The 15196-nt window shown below is 39.1% G+C and carries 16 protein-coding genes; 11 read left to right on the forward strand and 5 right to left on the reverse strand.

The features are described from left to right. Positions 1-45: 45 nt before the first annotated feature. From DBR40_RS16005 to rpsT, 4 genes are all read right to left on the reverse strand, one after another. Positions 46-882, reverse strand: a complete 837-nt coding sequence (locus DBR40_RS16005; protein ID WP_124560752.1) for an endonuclease/exonuclease/phosphatase family protein — start codon at positions 880-882, stop codon at positions 46-48. A 111-nt stretch (positions 883-993) separates the two neighbouring features. After that, complete coding sequence (locus DBR40_RS27210; RefSeq protein WP_317125532.1) at positions 994-1332, reverse strand: RadC family protein; 339 nt, start codon at positions 1330-1332, stop codon at positions 994-996. 205 nt (positions 1333-1537) lie between these two features. After that, the gene (locus DBR40_RS27275) at positions 1538-1693 is read right to left on the reverse strand and encodes a UPF0758 domain-containing protein (RefSeq protein ID WP_370526527.1); all 156 of its coding nucleotides are present in this window, start codon (positions 1691-1693) and stop codon (positions 1538-1540) included. A gap of 71 nt (positions 1694-1764) precedes the next feature. Further along, positions 1765-2019 (reverse strand): 30S ribosomal protein S20, encoded by a 255-nt coding sequence (gene rpsT, locus DBR40_RS16015; protein ID WP_029277289.1) that lies wholly within the window; start codon positions 2017-2019, stop codon positions 1765-1767. A 243-nt stretch (positions 2020-2262) separates the two neighbouring features. Between rpsT and DBR40_RS16020 the strand changes: the two genes are divergently transcribed. From DBR40_RS16020 to rodA, 7 genes are all read left to right on the forward strand, one after another. Continuing rightward, complete coding sequence (locus DBR40_RS16020) at positions 2263-2841, forward strand: phosphoribosylglycinamide formyltransferase (RefSeq protein ID WP_039478268.1); 579 nt, start codon at positions 2263-2265, stop codon at positions 2839-2841. A gap of 338 nt (positions 2842-3179) precedes the next feature. Beyond that, entirely contained in the window at positions 3180-4706 is a 1527-nt protein-coding gene (purH, locus tag DBR40_RS16025; protein ID WP_124560753.1) for a bifunctional phosphoribosylaminoimidazolecarboxamide formyltransferase/IMP cyclohydrolase, read from the forward strand. Positions 4707-4900: 194 nt separating this feature from the next. Beyond that, on the forward strand, positions 4901-5923 hold the full coding sequence (locus DBR40_RS16030) for a rod shape-determining protein (RefSeq protein ID WP_010601761.1): 1023 nt from the start codon (positions 4901-4903) through the stop codon (positions 5921-5923). Between the two features lie 85 nt (positions 5924-6008). After that, a complete protein-coding gene (mreC, locus tag DBR40_RS16035) occupies positions 6009-6848 on the forward strand; it encodes a rod shape-determining protein MreC (protein ID WP_124560754.1) in 840 nt (279 codons plus the stop codon). Continuing rightward, entirely contained in the window at positions 6841-7356 is a 516-nt protein-coding gene (locus DBR40_RS16040) for a rod shape-determining protein MreD (protein ID WP_124560755.1), read from the forward strand. Before mreC ends, DBR40_RS16040 begins: the two co-directional genes overlap by 8 nt. Further along, a complete protein-coding gene (mrdA, locus tag DBR40_RS16045) occupies positions 7356-9365 on the forward strand; it encodes a penicillin-binding protein 2 (RefSeq protein ID WP_124560756.1) in 2010 nt (669 codons plus the stop codon). Before DBR40_RS16040 ends, mrdA begins: the two co-directional genes overlap by 1 nt. A 1-nt stretch (position 9366) precedes the next feature. Next, positions 9367-10629: a rod shape-determining protein RodA gene (rodA, locus tag DBR40_RS16050; RefSeq protein WP_199748360.1), complete on the forward strand. Its 1263-nt coding sequence runs from the start codon at positions 9367-9369 to the stop codon at positions 10627-10629. Between the two features lie 126 nt (positions 10630-10755). On the opposite strand, the gene DBR40_RS16055 is transcribed toward rodA, so the two are convergent. Then, a complete protein-coding gene (locus DBR40_RS16055; protein ID WP_124560758.1) occupies positions 10756-11928 on the reverse strand; it encodes a hypothetical protein in 1173 nt (390 codons plus the stop codon). Between the two features lie 123 nt (positions 11929-12051). Between DBR40_RS16055 and DBR40_RS16060 the strand changes: the two genes are divergently transcribed. From DBR40_RS16060 to DBR40_RS16075, 4 genes are all read left to right on the forward strand, one after another. Continuing rightward, a complete protein-coding gene (locus tag DBR40_RS16060; RefSeq protein ID WP_124560759.1) occupies positions 12052-12633 on the forward strand; it encodes a thymidine kinase in 582 nt (193 codons plus the stop codon). Between the two features lie 48 nt (positions 12634-12681). Next, entirely contained in the window at positions 12682-13284 is a 603-nt protein-coding gene (locus DBR40_RS16065) for a Crp/Fnr family transcriptional regulator (protein ID WP_124560760.1), read from the forward strand. A gap of 94 nt (positions 13285-13378) precedes the next feature. After that, positions 13379-14311, forward strand: a complete 933-nt coding sequence (locus DBR40_RS16070) for an NAD-dependent epimerase/dehydratase family protein (RefSeq protein ID WP_124560761.1) — start codon at positions 13379-13381, stop codon at positions 14309-14311. Between the two features lie 37 nt (positions 14312-14348). Then, entirely contained in the window at positions 14349-15167 is an 819-nt protein-coding gene (locus DBR40_RS16075; RefSeq protein ID WP_124560762.1) for an NAD(P)-binding domain-containing protein, read from the forward strand. Positions 15168-15196 lie beyond the last annotated feature (29 nt).

The raw sequence follows: 15196 nt of genomic DNA on the forward strand, positions 1-15196 counted from the left end.
GTCGTCCAATCACAGATACTTGCAAAACTTCGTGAGTGCGCACTGTTAAAACCAAAGTCTGGCAAAAACAGGCAAGTGATCAGAATAATACCTTTTATCTTTACTATCCGATAGTACAGCAAATTTCTGCACTTTAAATCCCTTGTTTACAAAAATATAATCGATACGATCTTTTAATTCACTATCAAAGTGAAAGGCATTAAAGGTGCCTGATGGCCCATAAGGTTTTTCGGCAGAAACTTCTTTTGCATCAATGAGGAAAGACTTAATAGTGGCAATGGCTTCGGTTTCTGGTGTTACGTTTAAATCGCCGGTAAAAACAACAGGTAAAGTTGGGGCAATTTGTTGTATTTTTTGTTTTAGCAATTTAGCCGATTCAATTCTGGCCTGAACACCAATGTGATCGTAGTGGGTATTAAAAACCAGAAATTCCTTTTTATTCTGCTTATCGTACAGTCTCACCCAGCTGCACACGCGGTTAAGCGCAGCATCCCAACCTTTCGATGGTACATCGGGTGTTTCAGACAACCAGAAAGTTCCGCCATCTTTCTTTGTAAAGCGGTCTTTATCGTAATAAACTGCTGAAAACTCACCTTTTCTTTTACCGTCATCGCGACCAACCCCAACAACATCAAAATTCGAATCTTCTAGTAAAGCATCAAACTGCTCGGGCAAGGCTTCCTGAACGCAAAGAATATCTGCATCATGAAATTTTACCAGCGCTTTAACATTTTCTTTCCGGTTAGGCCAGGCATTTACGCCATCAGACGCTACATTTAAACGAATATTATAGGTTATAATGTTAATAGGTATGCCTTTTTTCTGGGCAAATGCCGTCACAGCTAAAAGCATGGCAACAGAAAGAATTAATAATTTTCTCATTTGTGTATGATTGTTTTTAATCAGTTCCACCACAATTGGTGTCGCATAAATTTAATAAGCTGCGATGATAACAATTTAACATTAATTCTACTTTAACCGTTTAATATATTTTTAAATTAAATCTTCATCCTTATAACTATAGTATTTGTTACGGGCAAAGATGATATGATCGACCACAAAAAGGCCTAGCAAATTGCCCGATGCGACTAAATCGCGGGTAAGTTTATTGTCGCTATCACTAGGTTTTAAATTACCCCAAGGGTGATTATGGCCGAGTACAATATTCGCGGCATTGTTTTCCAACGCAATTTTAAAGATGATTTTCGGATCGGCTACTGTTCCGGCCTGGCCGCCTTTGCTAATTTGAAACTTACCAATGATGTGATTTGATCTGTTTAACAGCAAAATCCAGAATTCTTCGTAGTGAAGGCCTGCAAAAGTTTGATGCAAATAATTATAAGCCTGATTAGAAGTAGTGATCTGAACACTCTGCTCGTCGTCGGTTTCCTTTCTTCGCAGCCCCAGCTCCAGTGCAGCAATAATGGAGAGCGCCTTTGCTTCGCCAATTCCGCTAAATCACGAAAGTTCCTGAATAGATGCCTTACCTAGCCGAACTAAACTGTTATCGTAAAAAGACAGTATTCGTTTGCTCAAATCAACAGCTGTTTCGTTTTCTATTACCAGAGCCGATTAAAATGGCAATTAATTTAGCGTCTGTTAAATATCGCCTGCCATGTTGTAAAAGCCTTTTGCGTGGCCTGTCGGCCTCAGCCCATAATTTTATACCTAATTTTTGTTTGTTGTTTTCCATTTTTTCCGACAAAAAAAGGCATCCCAACTTTTGGTTGGGATGCCTTTCACTAATATCGTAAAAAAATTGGCTTATTTTAAACCGTTAACGAATTTCGTTAATTTTGATTTGTTATTAGCCGCTTTGTTTTTGTGGATGATGTTCTTTTTAGCTAAACGATCTAACATAGAGATTACTTTAGGCAATAAATCAGATGCAGATTTTTTGTCTTCTGCAGCACGTAGTCTTTTAATGAAAGTACGTGTAGTTTTTGCCTGATATCTGTTACGTAAACGTTTTGTTGCGTTTGCTCTAATTCTTTTTAATGAAGATTTATGATTTGCCATTTCTATTTAGCCTTTTATTTTTCTTAATCGTTTCCTATAATTCGGGTTGCAAATATAGAATTAATGTTTTAAAAATACAAAACACTTTTAACTTTTTTATTCACTAAAATTCACGTCCCTTGTCGAAGTGCAAAAATACACTAAATTTATTCATTAATAATACTTTAACTGGTAACAATAAAAATTAATTTGAATTAAGAAAACAGCCTTAAAAATACTATTTTTGGGCAAAACCCTTTTTGAGTGAAAAAACGAATAGCCATCTTTGCATCAGGTTCTGGCTCTAATGCCCAAAAACTGATGGAGCATTTCAAGCGGAGTAATGAGATAGAAATTTCTTTGGTGCTAACCAATAATGCCGAAGCCTACGTATTACAAAGAGCAGATAATTTTGAAATCCCTACCCACATTTTTGACAAAAATGAGTTTTATAAAACCGACGAGGTAATAGAACTGCTAAAGAATCTGGAAATCGACTTCATTGTTCTGGCAGGTTTCCTTTGGCTAATCCCTAAAAGCTTAATCCATGCCTACCCCGGCCGCATTGTTAACATACACCCTGCTATTTTACCAAAATTTGGTGGAAAAGGCATGTATGGCGATCATGTACACAATGCGGTAATTGCTGCAGGCGAACCCGAAGGCGGTATTACCATTCATTATGTTAACGAAAATTACGATGAAGGTGAATACATTTACCAGGCACGATACAAAATTGATAAAAACGATAGTCTTGAAATGGTTAAATTTAAAGGCCAGCAATTGGAGCACCAGCACTATCCGCGCATAGTTGAAAGCATTGTAAAGAAAATTAGCAAATAACAATTAAGCAGTACAAGTTATATTTTACAATTAGCCCGACTATAACCGGGCTAATTGTAGTTATGCCTTATATATAGCATATCGCTTATTAAGGCATATAACGTATAAAGAGAATCGCAATCGTGTATCTACCAGTTTCAATCCAAACGTTAAAACAGGCTTGATCAATCTCCGAAACATTAGGTAGTTTAACCATTTATAACTAGTTAATTAGCATCGTTTCACAGGTCAAAATATTCTTTTTATTTTTTTAATTAACAGGATGATTTTTTACCAATAAAACATAATAAAAAAACAATCCTGTTTTACTACCTTTGCGGCTCAAAATTTACAGTAAAATGAGTCAGCCAATTAAGATTAAAAACGCTTTAATTTCAGTATATTATAAAGATGGTTTAGAACCATTGGTAAAATTGTTAGCCGCACAGGGAGTACAGTTATTTTCTACCGGCGGTACAGAACAATTTATCAAAGATCTGAACCTTCCGGTTACGGCGGTTGAGGATTTAACAGGTTATCCTTCTATTTTAGGCGGACGTGTTAAAACTTTGCACCCAAAAGTATTCGGCGGTATTTTAAACCGCAGGGCTTTAACTGGCGACCAGGAGCAAATTGCTGAATATGAGATCCCGGAAATTGATCTGGTAATTGTTGATTTATACCCATTCGAAGAAACCGTAAAAGCAGGTGGAACACCGGAAGAGATTATCGAGAAAATCGATATCGGTGGTATTTCTTTAATCCGTGCAGCGGCTAAAAACTTCAACGATGTTGTAATCATTGCATCGAAAAATGACTACCCTACTTTACAGGCACAATTAGAAGCACAAAATGGAGAAACTACTTTAGCACAACGTAAATCGTTTGCTAAAACTGCCTTCCATACTTCTTCTCACTACGATACTGCTATTTTTAATTACTTTAACCAGGAAGAGCCGCTTGACGTTTTTAAACAAAGCGTTACTGAAGCTAAAACTCTGCGTTATGGCGAAAACCCTCATCAGGGCGCTGTATTTTATGGCAATTTAGATGCTATGTTTACCAAACTAAACGGTAAAGAACTTTCTTACAACAATTTGGTTGATGTGGATGCTGCTGTTGCCTTAATTGATGAATTCGAAGATCCTACTTTTGCGATCTTAAAACATACCAACGCTTGCGGCATTGCTTCACGTCCAACTGTAAAACAAGCATGGATTGACGCATTGGCTTGCGATCCTGTTTCTGCTTTCGGTGGTGTTTTAATTACCAATGTAGAAGTTGATCTAGCTACAGCTGAAGAAATTAACAACCTATTTTTTGAGGTACTAATTGCACCTGCTTACCAGCCTGAGGCCGTTGAGTTGTTCAGCAAAAAGAAAAACCGTGTAATTTTACAGCGCAACGAAGTTGAGTTGAGCAAAAAACAATTTAAAACCTTATTAAACGGTGTAATTGAGCAGGATAAAGATTTAATTATCGAGGGTCCTGAGCAAATGACAACCGTTACCGATAAAGCACCAACTGCGCAGGAATTAAAAGATTTATTTTTCGCCAATAAAATTGTAAAGCACACTAAATCGAATACCATTGTTTTGGTTAAAGATGATGTGCTAATTGCAAGCGGTGTTGGCCAGACTTCACGCGTGGATGCATTAAGACAGGCTATCGAAAAAGCTGCTTCATTTGGTTTCAGCGTTAAAGGTGCTGCAATGGCTTCTGATGCCTTCTTCCCTTTCCCTGACTGTGTTGAAATTGCTGCTGATGCCGGAATTACTGCTGTTTTACAACCAGGTGGTTCTATTAAAGATGCTGATTCTGTTGCAAAAGCTAACGAAAAAGGCATTGCCATGGTTACCACTGGCGTAAGACACTTTAAACACTAATTAAGATTAAAGCTCAAAGACCAAAGCTTAAAGCACCCAGCATAAGCTTTAGTCTTTTTGAATTTATCTTTAAATTTTAATTGCCTAAAAAACAATTTAATGGTTAAAGAAAATAGAAGTTAAAACAATAAAAAAGCTATTTTTACATTAGGAATAGTATACATTTATTAAAATTAAAGAAACATACCTCATACATGGGATTATTTAACTGGTTTACGCAAGAAGTTGCCATTGATTTGGGCACTGCGAATACCCTAATTATACATAACGACAAAGTGGTGGTGGATGAACCATCAATTGTTGCTTTTGACCGCACTACAAACAAAGTTATTGCTATTGGTCGCCAGGCCATGCAAATGGAGGGTAAAACCCACGATAATATTAAAACCGTTCGCCCGCTAAAAGATGGTGTAATTGCCGATTTCAACGCTGCTGAAGCTATGATTAAAGGCATGATCCGCATGCTTAACGGCGGTAAAGGCTGGATGTTCCCATCGTTACGTATGGTAATCTGTATCCCATCGGGTATTACAGAGGTAGAAAAACGTGCGGTACGCGACTCGGCCGAAATTGCAGGTGCTAAAGAAGTTTATTTAATACATGAGCCTATGGCTGCTGCTGTAGGTATCGGTATTGATGTGGAAGAACCAATGGGTAATATGATTATCGATATCGGTGGTGGTACTACCGAAATTGCGGTAATTGCTTTATCTGGTATCGTTTGCGATCAGTCTATCCGCGTTGCGGGAGATAACTTCGACTCTGACATTGTAAATTACATCCGTCGCCAGCACAACATTATGATTGGTGACCGTACCGCTGAAAAGATTAAAATTGAAGTGGGTGCTGCTTTACCTGAGCTACAGGATGCCCCTGCTGATTTTGCTGTTCAGGGTCGCGATTTAATGACGGGTGTACCTAAACAGATTACGGTTTCTTACACCGAAATTGCACATTGTCTGGATAAATCAATCTCTAAAATTGAAGAAGCGATTTTAAAAGCATTAGAGATTACCCCTCCAGAACTTTCTGCAGATATTTACCAAACCGGTATTTACTTAACAGGCGGTGGTGCGTTATTAAGAGGATTAGACAAACGTGTGGCAGCTAAAACGAAATTACCTGTTCACGTGGCTGAAGATCCACTTCGTGCTGTAGTTCGTGGAACTGGCATCGCCTTGAAAAATATTGGCGGATATAAATTCTTAATGCAATAACCTTGATTTGAGATATGAGACGTGAGATTTGAGACTAATTATCCAAACTCATATCTCATATCTTACATCTCATACCTAATGAGCAATGCGTAACCTTTGGATTTTCATCAGTAGATACAACGCATTTTTCCTGTTTATTATCTTTTTTACGATAGGCATTTACCTAACGGTGAAAAATAATGCTTATCAACGTAGTGTTACCCTAAACTCATCAAACGAAGTAGTGGGTACTGCATACGAAAGGCTGAATGTTTTTAAAAGGTATTTAAACCTCGGAATGGTAAACGACAGCCTTGCGGCCGAAAATGCCAAACTTAAAACCCGATTGTTAGCTTTAACGACAGTTGATAGCGCTAAAGATGTTAAAGTTATTGATACGGTAACTAAGCAACAATACACTTATCTAGCTGCCAAAGTGGTGAAAAATTCTATTACATTACGTAATAACATTATCACCATCAATAAAGGTTCGTTGGATGGAATTAAGAAAGATATGGCTGTTATTGCTCCACAAAGAGGAGTTGTAGGTTTTATACGTGATGTTTCTGAGCACCTGGCAACTATTCAATCGCTATTGCATAAAGATACTCGTATTAGTGTTGTGCTCAAAAAAAATAATGCTTTAGGCTCATTAGTCTGGGGCGACGGGAATTTCGACATTAAAAAAGCTTTTGTAAAGGAAGTGCCTAATCATATCAAAATGAATGTAGGGGACACTGTAGTAACTTCGAGTTTCAGCAACTTCCCTGCCGGCATTTTAGTTGGAAGAATTATTAAACCAAATGTTTCCACTAACGATAATTTCTTATCGGGAGAATTGAATTTATTTACAGATTTTAGCACATTGCAATATGTATATGTGGTTAAAGATAAACTTGCTGAAGAGCAAAAAGCATTAGAAAGCCTAGTTAAGCCCAATGAATAGTAGAATCATAATTGTAAATGTGATCAGGTGGTTTTTACTGCTTTTTGTGCAGATCTTTCTGCTCAAGAATATGGGCTTTTACGATCTGTCTACCCCCTTTATCTACGTATTATTTTTACTGCTCCTGCCTTTTGGTATCCCTAACATTTTATTGTATGTATTAGCCTTTGCAACGGGTTTAACACTCGATGCATTTTACGATACCATGGGGGTACATGCAACAGCTTGTGTAGTGCTGGCATTTGTCAGGATTTCTTTTATATCCATAAGTTTAAACCGAGACGCAATTGATGACCCAGAACCATCGTTAAGTTACATGGGTTTCCAATGGTTTTCACTTTATGCTTTTCTCTGCGTTATTACACACCATTTGGTGTTGTTCTTCTTAGAAACATTCAGGTTAACCGAAATTGGTTATACCTTAATGAGATGCGGCTTAAGTTGTATCTTTACACTGCTTATTATTTTATTGGTAGAGTTTATATTCTATAGAAGAACACCACGCTAATGGATCAATTATTTAACCGAAAATACATCGTTCAGGGATTATTTATTGTTATTGCCCTCATTTTACTGGGCAAACTTTTCTATATCCAGATTATTAGCGACAAAGCCTTTATTTCAGCTGAAAGTAACGTACTCAGGAAGATTTATAAATTCCCTGCACGAGGTGCTATTCTCGATCGTAACATGAAAGTTATCGTACAGAATGAACCGGTATACGATTTAATGGTTACACCTAATGAGGTGCTGCCCTTCGATACTTTAGCCCTTGCACAAGCCCTTGATATTAGTTTTGAGGATGTTCGGAAAAACCTTCGTAAAGCGAGGGGAAAATCAACTTATCAGGCTACCCCCTTCCTTAAACAAATTTCAGTTCAAAGTTATGCGCGCCTCCAGGAAACACTCTACCGTTTTCCCGGATTCAGAACTCAGGACCGTACCATCAGGCATTACCCCGACAGTGTTGGAGGGCAATTATTCGGTTATGTAAAAGAAGTGAGCCCTGTTGATATTGAAAAATCTGAAGGTTTTTATAAACCTGGTGATTACAAGGGGAAAAGCGGGCTGGAATTTTCGTACGAAGAAACATTAAGGGGAGAAAAAGGGGTTATTAATACTGTTTACGATGCCCGCAATACCCCGCAAGGAAGCTATGCTGATGGAAAGTATGATATCAATGCAGTTTCGGGCGAGCGGCTTATTTCGGGTATTGATATGAGAATTCAGAAACTGGGAGAAGAATTAATGGCCAATAAAGTCGGTGCAATTGTTGCTATTGAGCCTGCTACGGGAGAGATTCTTTCACTGGTAAGTAGTCCGGGCTACGATCCTAATTTATTGGTTGGCAGGAACCAGGGAAATAATTATATGGAGTTTATTGTAGGTAACCCTTATCGTCCATCGTTAGTAAGGCCAATAATGGGTTATTATCCCCCAGGCTCTTCTTTTAAACCCGTTGATGCCTTAATCGGATTACAGGAAGGTGTAATTGATCCCAATACCACTTTCTTTTGCCCACACTATTATCAGGCCGGTAACAGAAGAATTAAATGTGAGCACTTTGATGGCCCTATTTCGCTTAGAAGGGGGATTGCCCGCTCTTGCAACACTTATTTTTGCTATGTTTTTCAAAAGTTGATTACCAAGAATGGCATGAAAAACCAGAGGCAAACTTATCAGGAATGGCGCGATAAGGTGGCTAAATTTGGCTTCGGCGCTAAACTTGGTATAGATATGCCTTACGAAAGAAAAGGTTATTTCTACACATCAGAACATTACGATAAACTATACGGTAAAAGATGGGGCTATACCAACGTAATTTCTCAGGCCATTGGGCAAGGTGAAATTACCGCTACACCATTACAAATGGCCAATGCGATGGCTATTATTGCTAACCGTGGCTATTATATTAAACCACATTTGATTAAAGGTATTGGCGATAAAAACCAGGTTAGAAAAGAATATGTGGTTAAAAATTATGTGGGTGTAGATGCCAAACATTTTGAACCCGTAATTGATGGTATGCAGGATGCGGTAAACAGCAGCTGGGGTACAGCCATATTATCGCGCATCCCTGATGTACTCCTTTGTGGGAAAACCGGAACTGTACAAAACCCGCATGGTAAAAACCACTCTGTTTTTATTGGTTTTGCACCGAGGGATAATCCAAAAATCGCTATTGCAGTAATTGTAGAAAATGCTGGTTACGGCAGTACCTATGCTGCACCGATAGCCAGTTACATGATTGAAAAGTATCTTAAAGGCACGGTAAGTGGAGGAAGGGCAGCCCAGATTGAGTGGATGAAAAACCAAAATCTGTTACCTGTTTTAAAAGATAAAACAAAAGAAATTAAACTCACAAAAGCAGATAGCTTGTTAATTAAAAAAACTGATTCGGTTAAAAGAATAAAAGATAGCTTGAGGATTAATTCGGCAACCATTAAACAAAGCGTTGCCATTAAACCCAAAGAACTTAAAACCGTAACCATCGATAAACCTGTAACCAATAAATAAAATGCAGCAGCAACAGGGAAACCGTTTTTTCTTTAATGTAGATTGGATTACTGTTTTAATCTACATCGCTTTATGCGCTATTGGTTTTACAAACATTTACGCTTCAGTTCCTCCGGAACAAACAGCTGTGTTTGGTTTTAATGCACTTTATGGAAAGCAATTGATTTATATCATCACAGGCTTGGTCTTAGGACTTTCTATTTTATTATTCGACGGGAGATTGTTCAACGTCTTCTCCCCTTTTATATACGGCGGCACCTTAATTTTATTGATGGCTGTGCTGGTTATCGGGAATAAAGTTGCCGGAAATCAGGCCTGGATTGCAATTGGTTCTTTTAAGCTCCAACCTGCCGAGTTTGCTAAATTCGGAACAGCATTATTGCTGGCTAGGTATGTTGGAGCCTTTAACCCAAAGTTCAGGGATGTTAAATCGATTGCCATTGCAGGCTTAATTGTGGGCGCACCACTGTTATTGATTATGCTCCAGCCTGATACAGGTTCTGCACTGGTTTTCCTTGCCTTTATGTTTCCATTATACCGCGAAGGCTTATCGGGTTATTTCCTCCTGATATTTTTGGGCATGATTGTATTGTTTGTGGCCGACTTCCTGGTTCCGACCTATATTTTGATCATCATTATTACTGCTATTGCGGGTCTTTTTATTTACAATAACAGAAGGAAACAAAAGATTATTTTCTCTACAGTTTTGGTAACCATTTTTGCAATTGGTTATTTGTTCCTGATTAAGGTTGCTTACGAAAAAGTACTGGCACCACATCAACGCAGTCGTATTGAGCTGATGCTTGGTCTTAAAACAGATAATAAAGGAGCAGGCTACAATGTAATTCAATCGCAGATTGCCATTGGTTCAGGACAGGCAACCGGACGTGGCTTTTTACAGGGAACACAAACCAAATATGGCTACGTACCCGAGCAAAGTACCGATTTTATTTTTTCGACCATTGGCGAAGAATGGGGCTTTATGGGCTGCTCGGTTGTGATTGGACTATATATATTTTTACTCCTCAGACTCATTAACCTGGCAGAAAGGCAAAGGTCTACCTTTTCGAGGGTTTATGGCTATAGTGTAGCCTGTATCCTCTTTTTCCACGTATTTATTAATATCGGGATGACGATTGGAATTATTCCGGTTATTGGAATTCCGTTACCTTTAATTAGCTACGGCGGTTCTTCACTTTGGAGTTTTACCATCCTGCTGTTTATCTTCTTAAAGCTCGATTCGAACAGGATGGGATTTATTTAAAGATTAAAAGGCATTGCAAATGCCAGGCTCATGCATCCGCATTACAAACACGGACTATCATGATTTGTGGATTTACAAATGCGGACGGTCATAAACTCATCGCCAAACGCCTATCCGCCTAGCGCTTTACTTACTAAACCTTCTGTTCAGCAATTCGTAAAACTGATCAACAGTGGCCTGCTTGCTGGCCCAGTTGTTTTTTGCGGCATAATTGTTTTGTAAGAAACCATCTGCTGCTTCAAAGCTGTTCATTTTGTTTACAATATCAATCGCTTCAGAATAGGCGAGGTTATAACCGTTGAAAAGGTCTTTAATAAAAAGTAACTTTTCGTTTAAACTAATGGCTTGTTTTAAATCGGCAATAGGTGCTTTTAACGGCTCATCTGCTTTACCATTTGTTTTGGCCAGCAAATCATTTAAACTCTGCGCAGGCTTAGCTGCCACTGGATGTGGAGCAGGTTTTACCGGAACCGCTTCTGGTGTAAACAGCGGTCTCTCATGCTCAACCGGAGGTGAAATAATGGCTTCATCCAGTGCTACTTCTTTAAGTGCTTCAATGGGTTGTGAAACTGCTACAACAGGTTCTTCTTTAGGTGCAGCTACCTCTTCTTCTTCCTCCTCTATCTCTTCATGGTCAATCAGAAATGGTTCGGGACCAATTTCATCATCCTCGGTAGGCAAAATAGCTTCTTCTGCTGGTAAAGATCTTTCCTTTTCGTGTATTCTTTTCTTTTGGGCCAAAATTTCGGCCTCTTCTTTACTTAACGGGCGGTCGAAAATTTCTTCGGCTGGTTTTACCTCGTAATCAAACTGGGCGTTTTCATCATGCGCGCCTAACACAAATTCAAAAGTATGATCGTCATGATCTGGCTTAAAAAAATCATTTTTTAAAACCGAAGCTGCCTTTTCTTCTTCAATAGCTTCTTCATCTATAATTTCCCGGGCAGCTTTAATATCTACGCGAGCCTCTTCTTCTTCGGCGGTTACTACTTCTTCCAGCTCCTGCGGATCGAAACATTCATCGTCTTCTACATAACTTTTAGTTACTTCGGGCAAAATAATGGTATTCTGCTCTTCTAAAAGCGGATGATTACCTGGTTCAGGCGCTTTTTCTTCAACGATGGTATTTAGTTTTTTTACGATATTAACGTGATCGGAAAGGAAATGTGCATTGGCCAGAAAAAGTTCCAGCTCCAAATCATTCAGCTGCTGAGGGTTTTGAGCCAAAAACTGGTATTGCTCATTTAATTCTGCTAAAATGCTGCCTATCTTTTTGAAAATATCTTGTTGGTTCATCATAAAGTTAAAACGAATTTCTGATCGATTTATGTTGGTAACTATGTGTTCAAAAATAACACATAATTCTCATATTTGTTCGGTTTAAAAATTATAGCACAGACATAGGAGCATAAAAAATCGGGCATGTTATTTAGCGAACAAAATTTTAGAAGAAGGGGCGAATTTTCGGGGAGCATAGAAGTGGTATGTGGTTCCATGTTTTCTGGTAAAACGGAAGAACTGATCCGCAGACTGAAAAGAGCCCAGATTGCTAAATTAAATGTCGAGATTTTTAAACCCCGTACCGACACCCGTTACCACGAAACTGCAGTGGTTTCACATGATTTAAATTCGATCAACTCTACCCCTGTTGACAGTGCTTCGGCCATTTTATTGCTGGGTACCAATACACAGGTTGTAGGTATAGATGAGGCCCAGTTTTTTGATGATGAACTGCCTGATGTATGCAATAAATTGGCTCTGAAAGGCATCCGCGTTATTGTTGCAGGGCTGGATATGGATTTTACAGGCAAACCATTCGGCCCCATGCCGGCGTTAATGGCTATTGCCGAACACGTAACTAAAGTGAATGCCGTTTGTGTTTGCTGTGGCAATCCCGCCTTATACAGCTACCGTACCGCAGCCGACGAAGCCACTGTGCTGCTAGGCGAAAAAGAAAGCTACGAGCCACGTTGCAGGGCTTGTTACAATCTTGGTAAGGGCTAATCCTATTCCTCGTAAATCTGTATCTTTAATCAGAATTTTATTTCTGATATGGACAGGCGATTTCAACTCGAAACATTTAGAACAGGTATTGCCCCATTTGTAACGTTTAACGAAACAGAATGGGAAATATTTACACAGTACCTTAGTTTTGCTACCTTAAGCAAAAAAGAACATTTTGCTGTTGAAGGAAAAGTGTGCGATTATATGGCCTTTATTACCCGTGGGGCAGTACGCTATTACCACATTAAAGACGGGCAGGAAATTACCGGATACTTTAGCTTTGAAAACGAGCTGATGAGCGCCTACAAAAGTTTCGTTAAACGTACACCAAGCACCAATTACATTCAGGCACTTGAAGAAACCGAATTGGTGCTGATTGCTTACAATAATCTTCAGCAAATGTTAAACCATCCTTTACTGGCCTTAAAAATGGAGCGTTTTGGTCGTTTAATAGCTGAATATTACATCTGTTGCTACGAAGACCGGGTAACGGCTTTTATAACACAAAGCCCCGAAGAACGCTATACTGCGCTTGAGAAAACCGGCCGGGATATTTTTCAGCGGGTTCCGCAGCATTTTATCGCCAATTTTTTGGGCATTACGCCTGTTTCACTTTCCCGCATCCGTAAAAGAACCCTGCTACAACAATAACACTGATCTTTCAGTTATCTTCAATCCTTATCTTTTGTTAACGTTTTTAGCCTTTAAGCTCACTTAACTTTGAGTAAATCAAAAGAAAAAAGCTATGCACACCATATTAGGCGCCGGCGGGCCAACAGCAAACGCGTTAACGAGAGAACTGGTTGCCAATAACGAAACGGTTAGATTGGTAAGCAGAAAACCTGTAACCAGTACCAATCCCAATGTAAGCTGGCTCAAAGCCGATTTATTAAATGAGAAAGAAGTACTTGCCGCGACGGAGGGCTCAACCGTAATCTATTTATGTGCCGGTTTAACTTACGATGTTCAAATATGGCAGCAACAGTGGCCCATTATTATTCAGAATGTGATTAATGCCTGCAGACATACCGGAGCGCGGTTAATCTTTTTCGACAATGTTTACATGTACGGATTGGTAAAAGGTCCAATGACAGAAAATACTCCTTACCAACCTTGTAGTCAAAAAGGCGAAGTAAGGGCAAAAATAGCACAGCAATTAATGGATGAAAGTAAGGCAGGTCGCATTAACGCAACCATAGCCCGTGCTGCCGATTTTTATGGCACCGACTCCATGAACAGTTTTTTCGATATGATGGTACTGGATAAATTTGCCAAAAAAACCAGCGCTCAGTGGATAGGAAACCCCAACACTTTACACAGTTTTACCTACATTGAAGATGCCGGTAAAGCTTTGTATTTGTTGGGACAAACACCAGAATCGGGTAACCAGATTTGGCATTTACCAACTGCCGCACCTTTAAAAGGTAAAGGTTTTATCGAACTGGCTGCTCAGGTTTACAAAACCAAAGCCAGTTATTCGACTATTAATAAACTGATGCTCCGTTTGGTTGGCTTATTTAAAAAAGTTGTAGCAGGCACGGTAGAAATGTATTACCAGTACGATCACGATTATCATTTCGATTCTTCAAAATTTGAAAAAGCATTCAACTTTAAACCAACAAGTTATCACGACGGAATTTTAGCACTATCTAAAACCCTGTACAAGAAACAGAATTGACAAATAAATTACCTGTAGAACGCTATCTTTAGGCCCTATGATTTCAGATTCTAAAGTGTATCAACAAGCAATTAAAAAGGTTTCGGTTTTAGGTTGTGGCTGGTTTGGTTTTGCATTTGCCAAAGCACTAATTGCAAGGGGCTATTCAGTTAACGGATCTACCACCACCGAAACTAAGCTTATTGCATTGGCAGAAGCGAAAATTGCGCCTTACCTGGTTAACTTCACCACTGAAAAAATTGAGGCAGATCCTTCTTTTTTTGAATGCGATGCTTTATTTATCTGTATCCCGCCAAAAAGAAATTCTGCAGAACTGCAAGATTACCCTACAAAAATTAAGTTGATTATAGATGCTGCCAAAGGCAAGGCAACCCAAATTGTACTGATCAGTTCGACCAGTGTATTTGCCGACGAAAACCAGTTTGTAAATGAAGAAACGCCAACTTGTCCGGATACCGATTCGGGCAAAGTTGTGGTAGCTGCCGAGGAAATTTTAAAAGCAGAAACCTCTGAAGCTACCATTATTCGTTTTGCCGGTTTAATTGGCCCTGACCGTAACCCGGGGAGATTCTTTGCCGGGAAAACCGATATTCCTAATGGTTTGGCACCGGTAAATTTAATCCACCAAACTGATGCTGTTGGTATTGCCATTCGCCTGATTGAAAAACAGGCCTTCGGGCGGATTTACCACGCCTGTTCACCTTCACATCCGGTTAAAATGGATTTCTATGTTGAAGCGGCCAAAGTATCGGGCTTAGCCGTTCCTGCGTTTATTGCAGAAAAGAAAACCTGGAAAATTGTAAAGAGTTTGAATGTATCCAAGTATTTGGATTACGGTTTCGAGGTTGGTATCTAATTCAGATCATGTACCAGAGTTGTCAACTT

The sequence above is a fragment of the Pedobacter sp. KBW01 genome, assembly GCF_003852395.1.
In the GTDB taxonomy this organism is placed as follows: domain Bacteria; phylum Bacteroidota; class Bacteroidia; order Sphingobacteriales; family Sphingobacteriaceae; genus Pedobacter.

Excerpts from the sequence above, each read along its gene's own strand:
- DBR40_RS16005 (WP_124560752.1), bottom strand. The coding sequence starts at position 882 with ATGAGAAAATTATTAATTCTTTCTGTTGCCATGCTTTTAGCTGTGACG.
- DBR40_RS27275 (WP_370526527.1), bottom strand. The coding sequence starts at position 1,693 with ATGGAAAACAACAAACAAAAATTAGGTATAAAATTATGGGCTGAGGCC.
- rpsT (WP_029277289.1), bottom strand. The coding sequence starts at position 2,019 with ATGGCAAATCATAAATCTTCATTAAAAAGAATTAGAGCAAACGCAACA.
- purH (WP_124560753.1), top strand. The coding sequence starts at position 3,180 with ATGAGTCAGCCAATTAAGATTAAAAACGCTTTAATTTCAGTATATTAT.
- DBR40_RS16030 (WP_010601761.1), top strand. The coding sequence starts at position 4,901 with ATGGGATTATTTAACTGGTTTACGCAAGAAGTTGCCATTGATTTGGGC.
- mreC (WP_124560754.1), top strand. The coding sequence starts at position 6,009 with ATGCGTAACCTTTGGATTTTCATCAGTAGATACAACGCATTTTTCCTG.
- DBR40_RS16040 (WP_124560755.1), top strand. The coding sequence starts at position 6,841 with ATGAATAGTAGAATCATAATTGTAAATGTGATCAGGTGGTTTTTACTG.
- mrdA (WP_124560756.1), top strand. The coding sequence starts at position 7,356 with ATGGATCAATTATTTAACCGAAAATACATCGTTCAGGGATTATTTATT.
- rodA (WP_199748360.1), top strand. The coding sequence starts at position 9,367 with ATGCAGCAGCAACAGGGAAACCGTTTTTTCTTTAATGTAGATTGGATT.
- DBR40_RS16055 (WP_124560758.1), bottom strand. The coding sequence starts at position 11,928 with ATGATGAACCAACAAGATATTTTCAAAAAGATAGGCAGCATTTTAGCA.
- DBR40_RS16060 (WP_124560759.1), top strand. The coding sequence starts at position 12,052 with ATGTTATTTAGCGAACAAAATTTTAGAAGAAGGGGCGAATTTTCGGGG.
- DBR40_RS16065 (WP_124560760.1), top strand. The coding sequence starts at position 12,682 with ATGGACAGGCGATTTCAACTCGAAACATTTAGAACAGGTATTGCCCCA.
- DBR40_RS16070 (WP_124560761.1), top strand. The coding sequence starts at position 13,379 with ATGCACACCATATTAGGCGCCGGCGGGCCAACAGCAAACGCGTTAACG.
- DBR40_RS16075 (WP_124560762.1), top strand. The coding sequence starts at position 14,349 with ATGATTTCAGATTCTAAAGTGTATCAACAAGCAATTAAAAAGGTTTCG.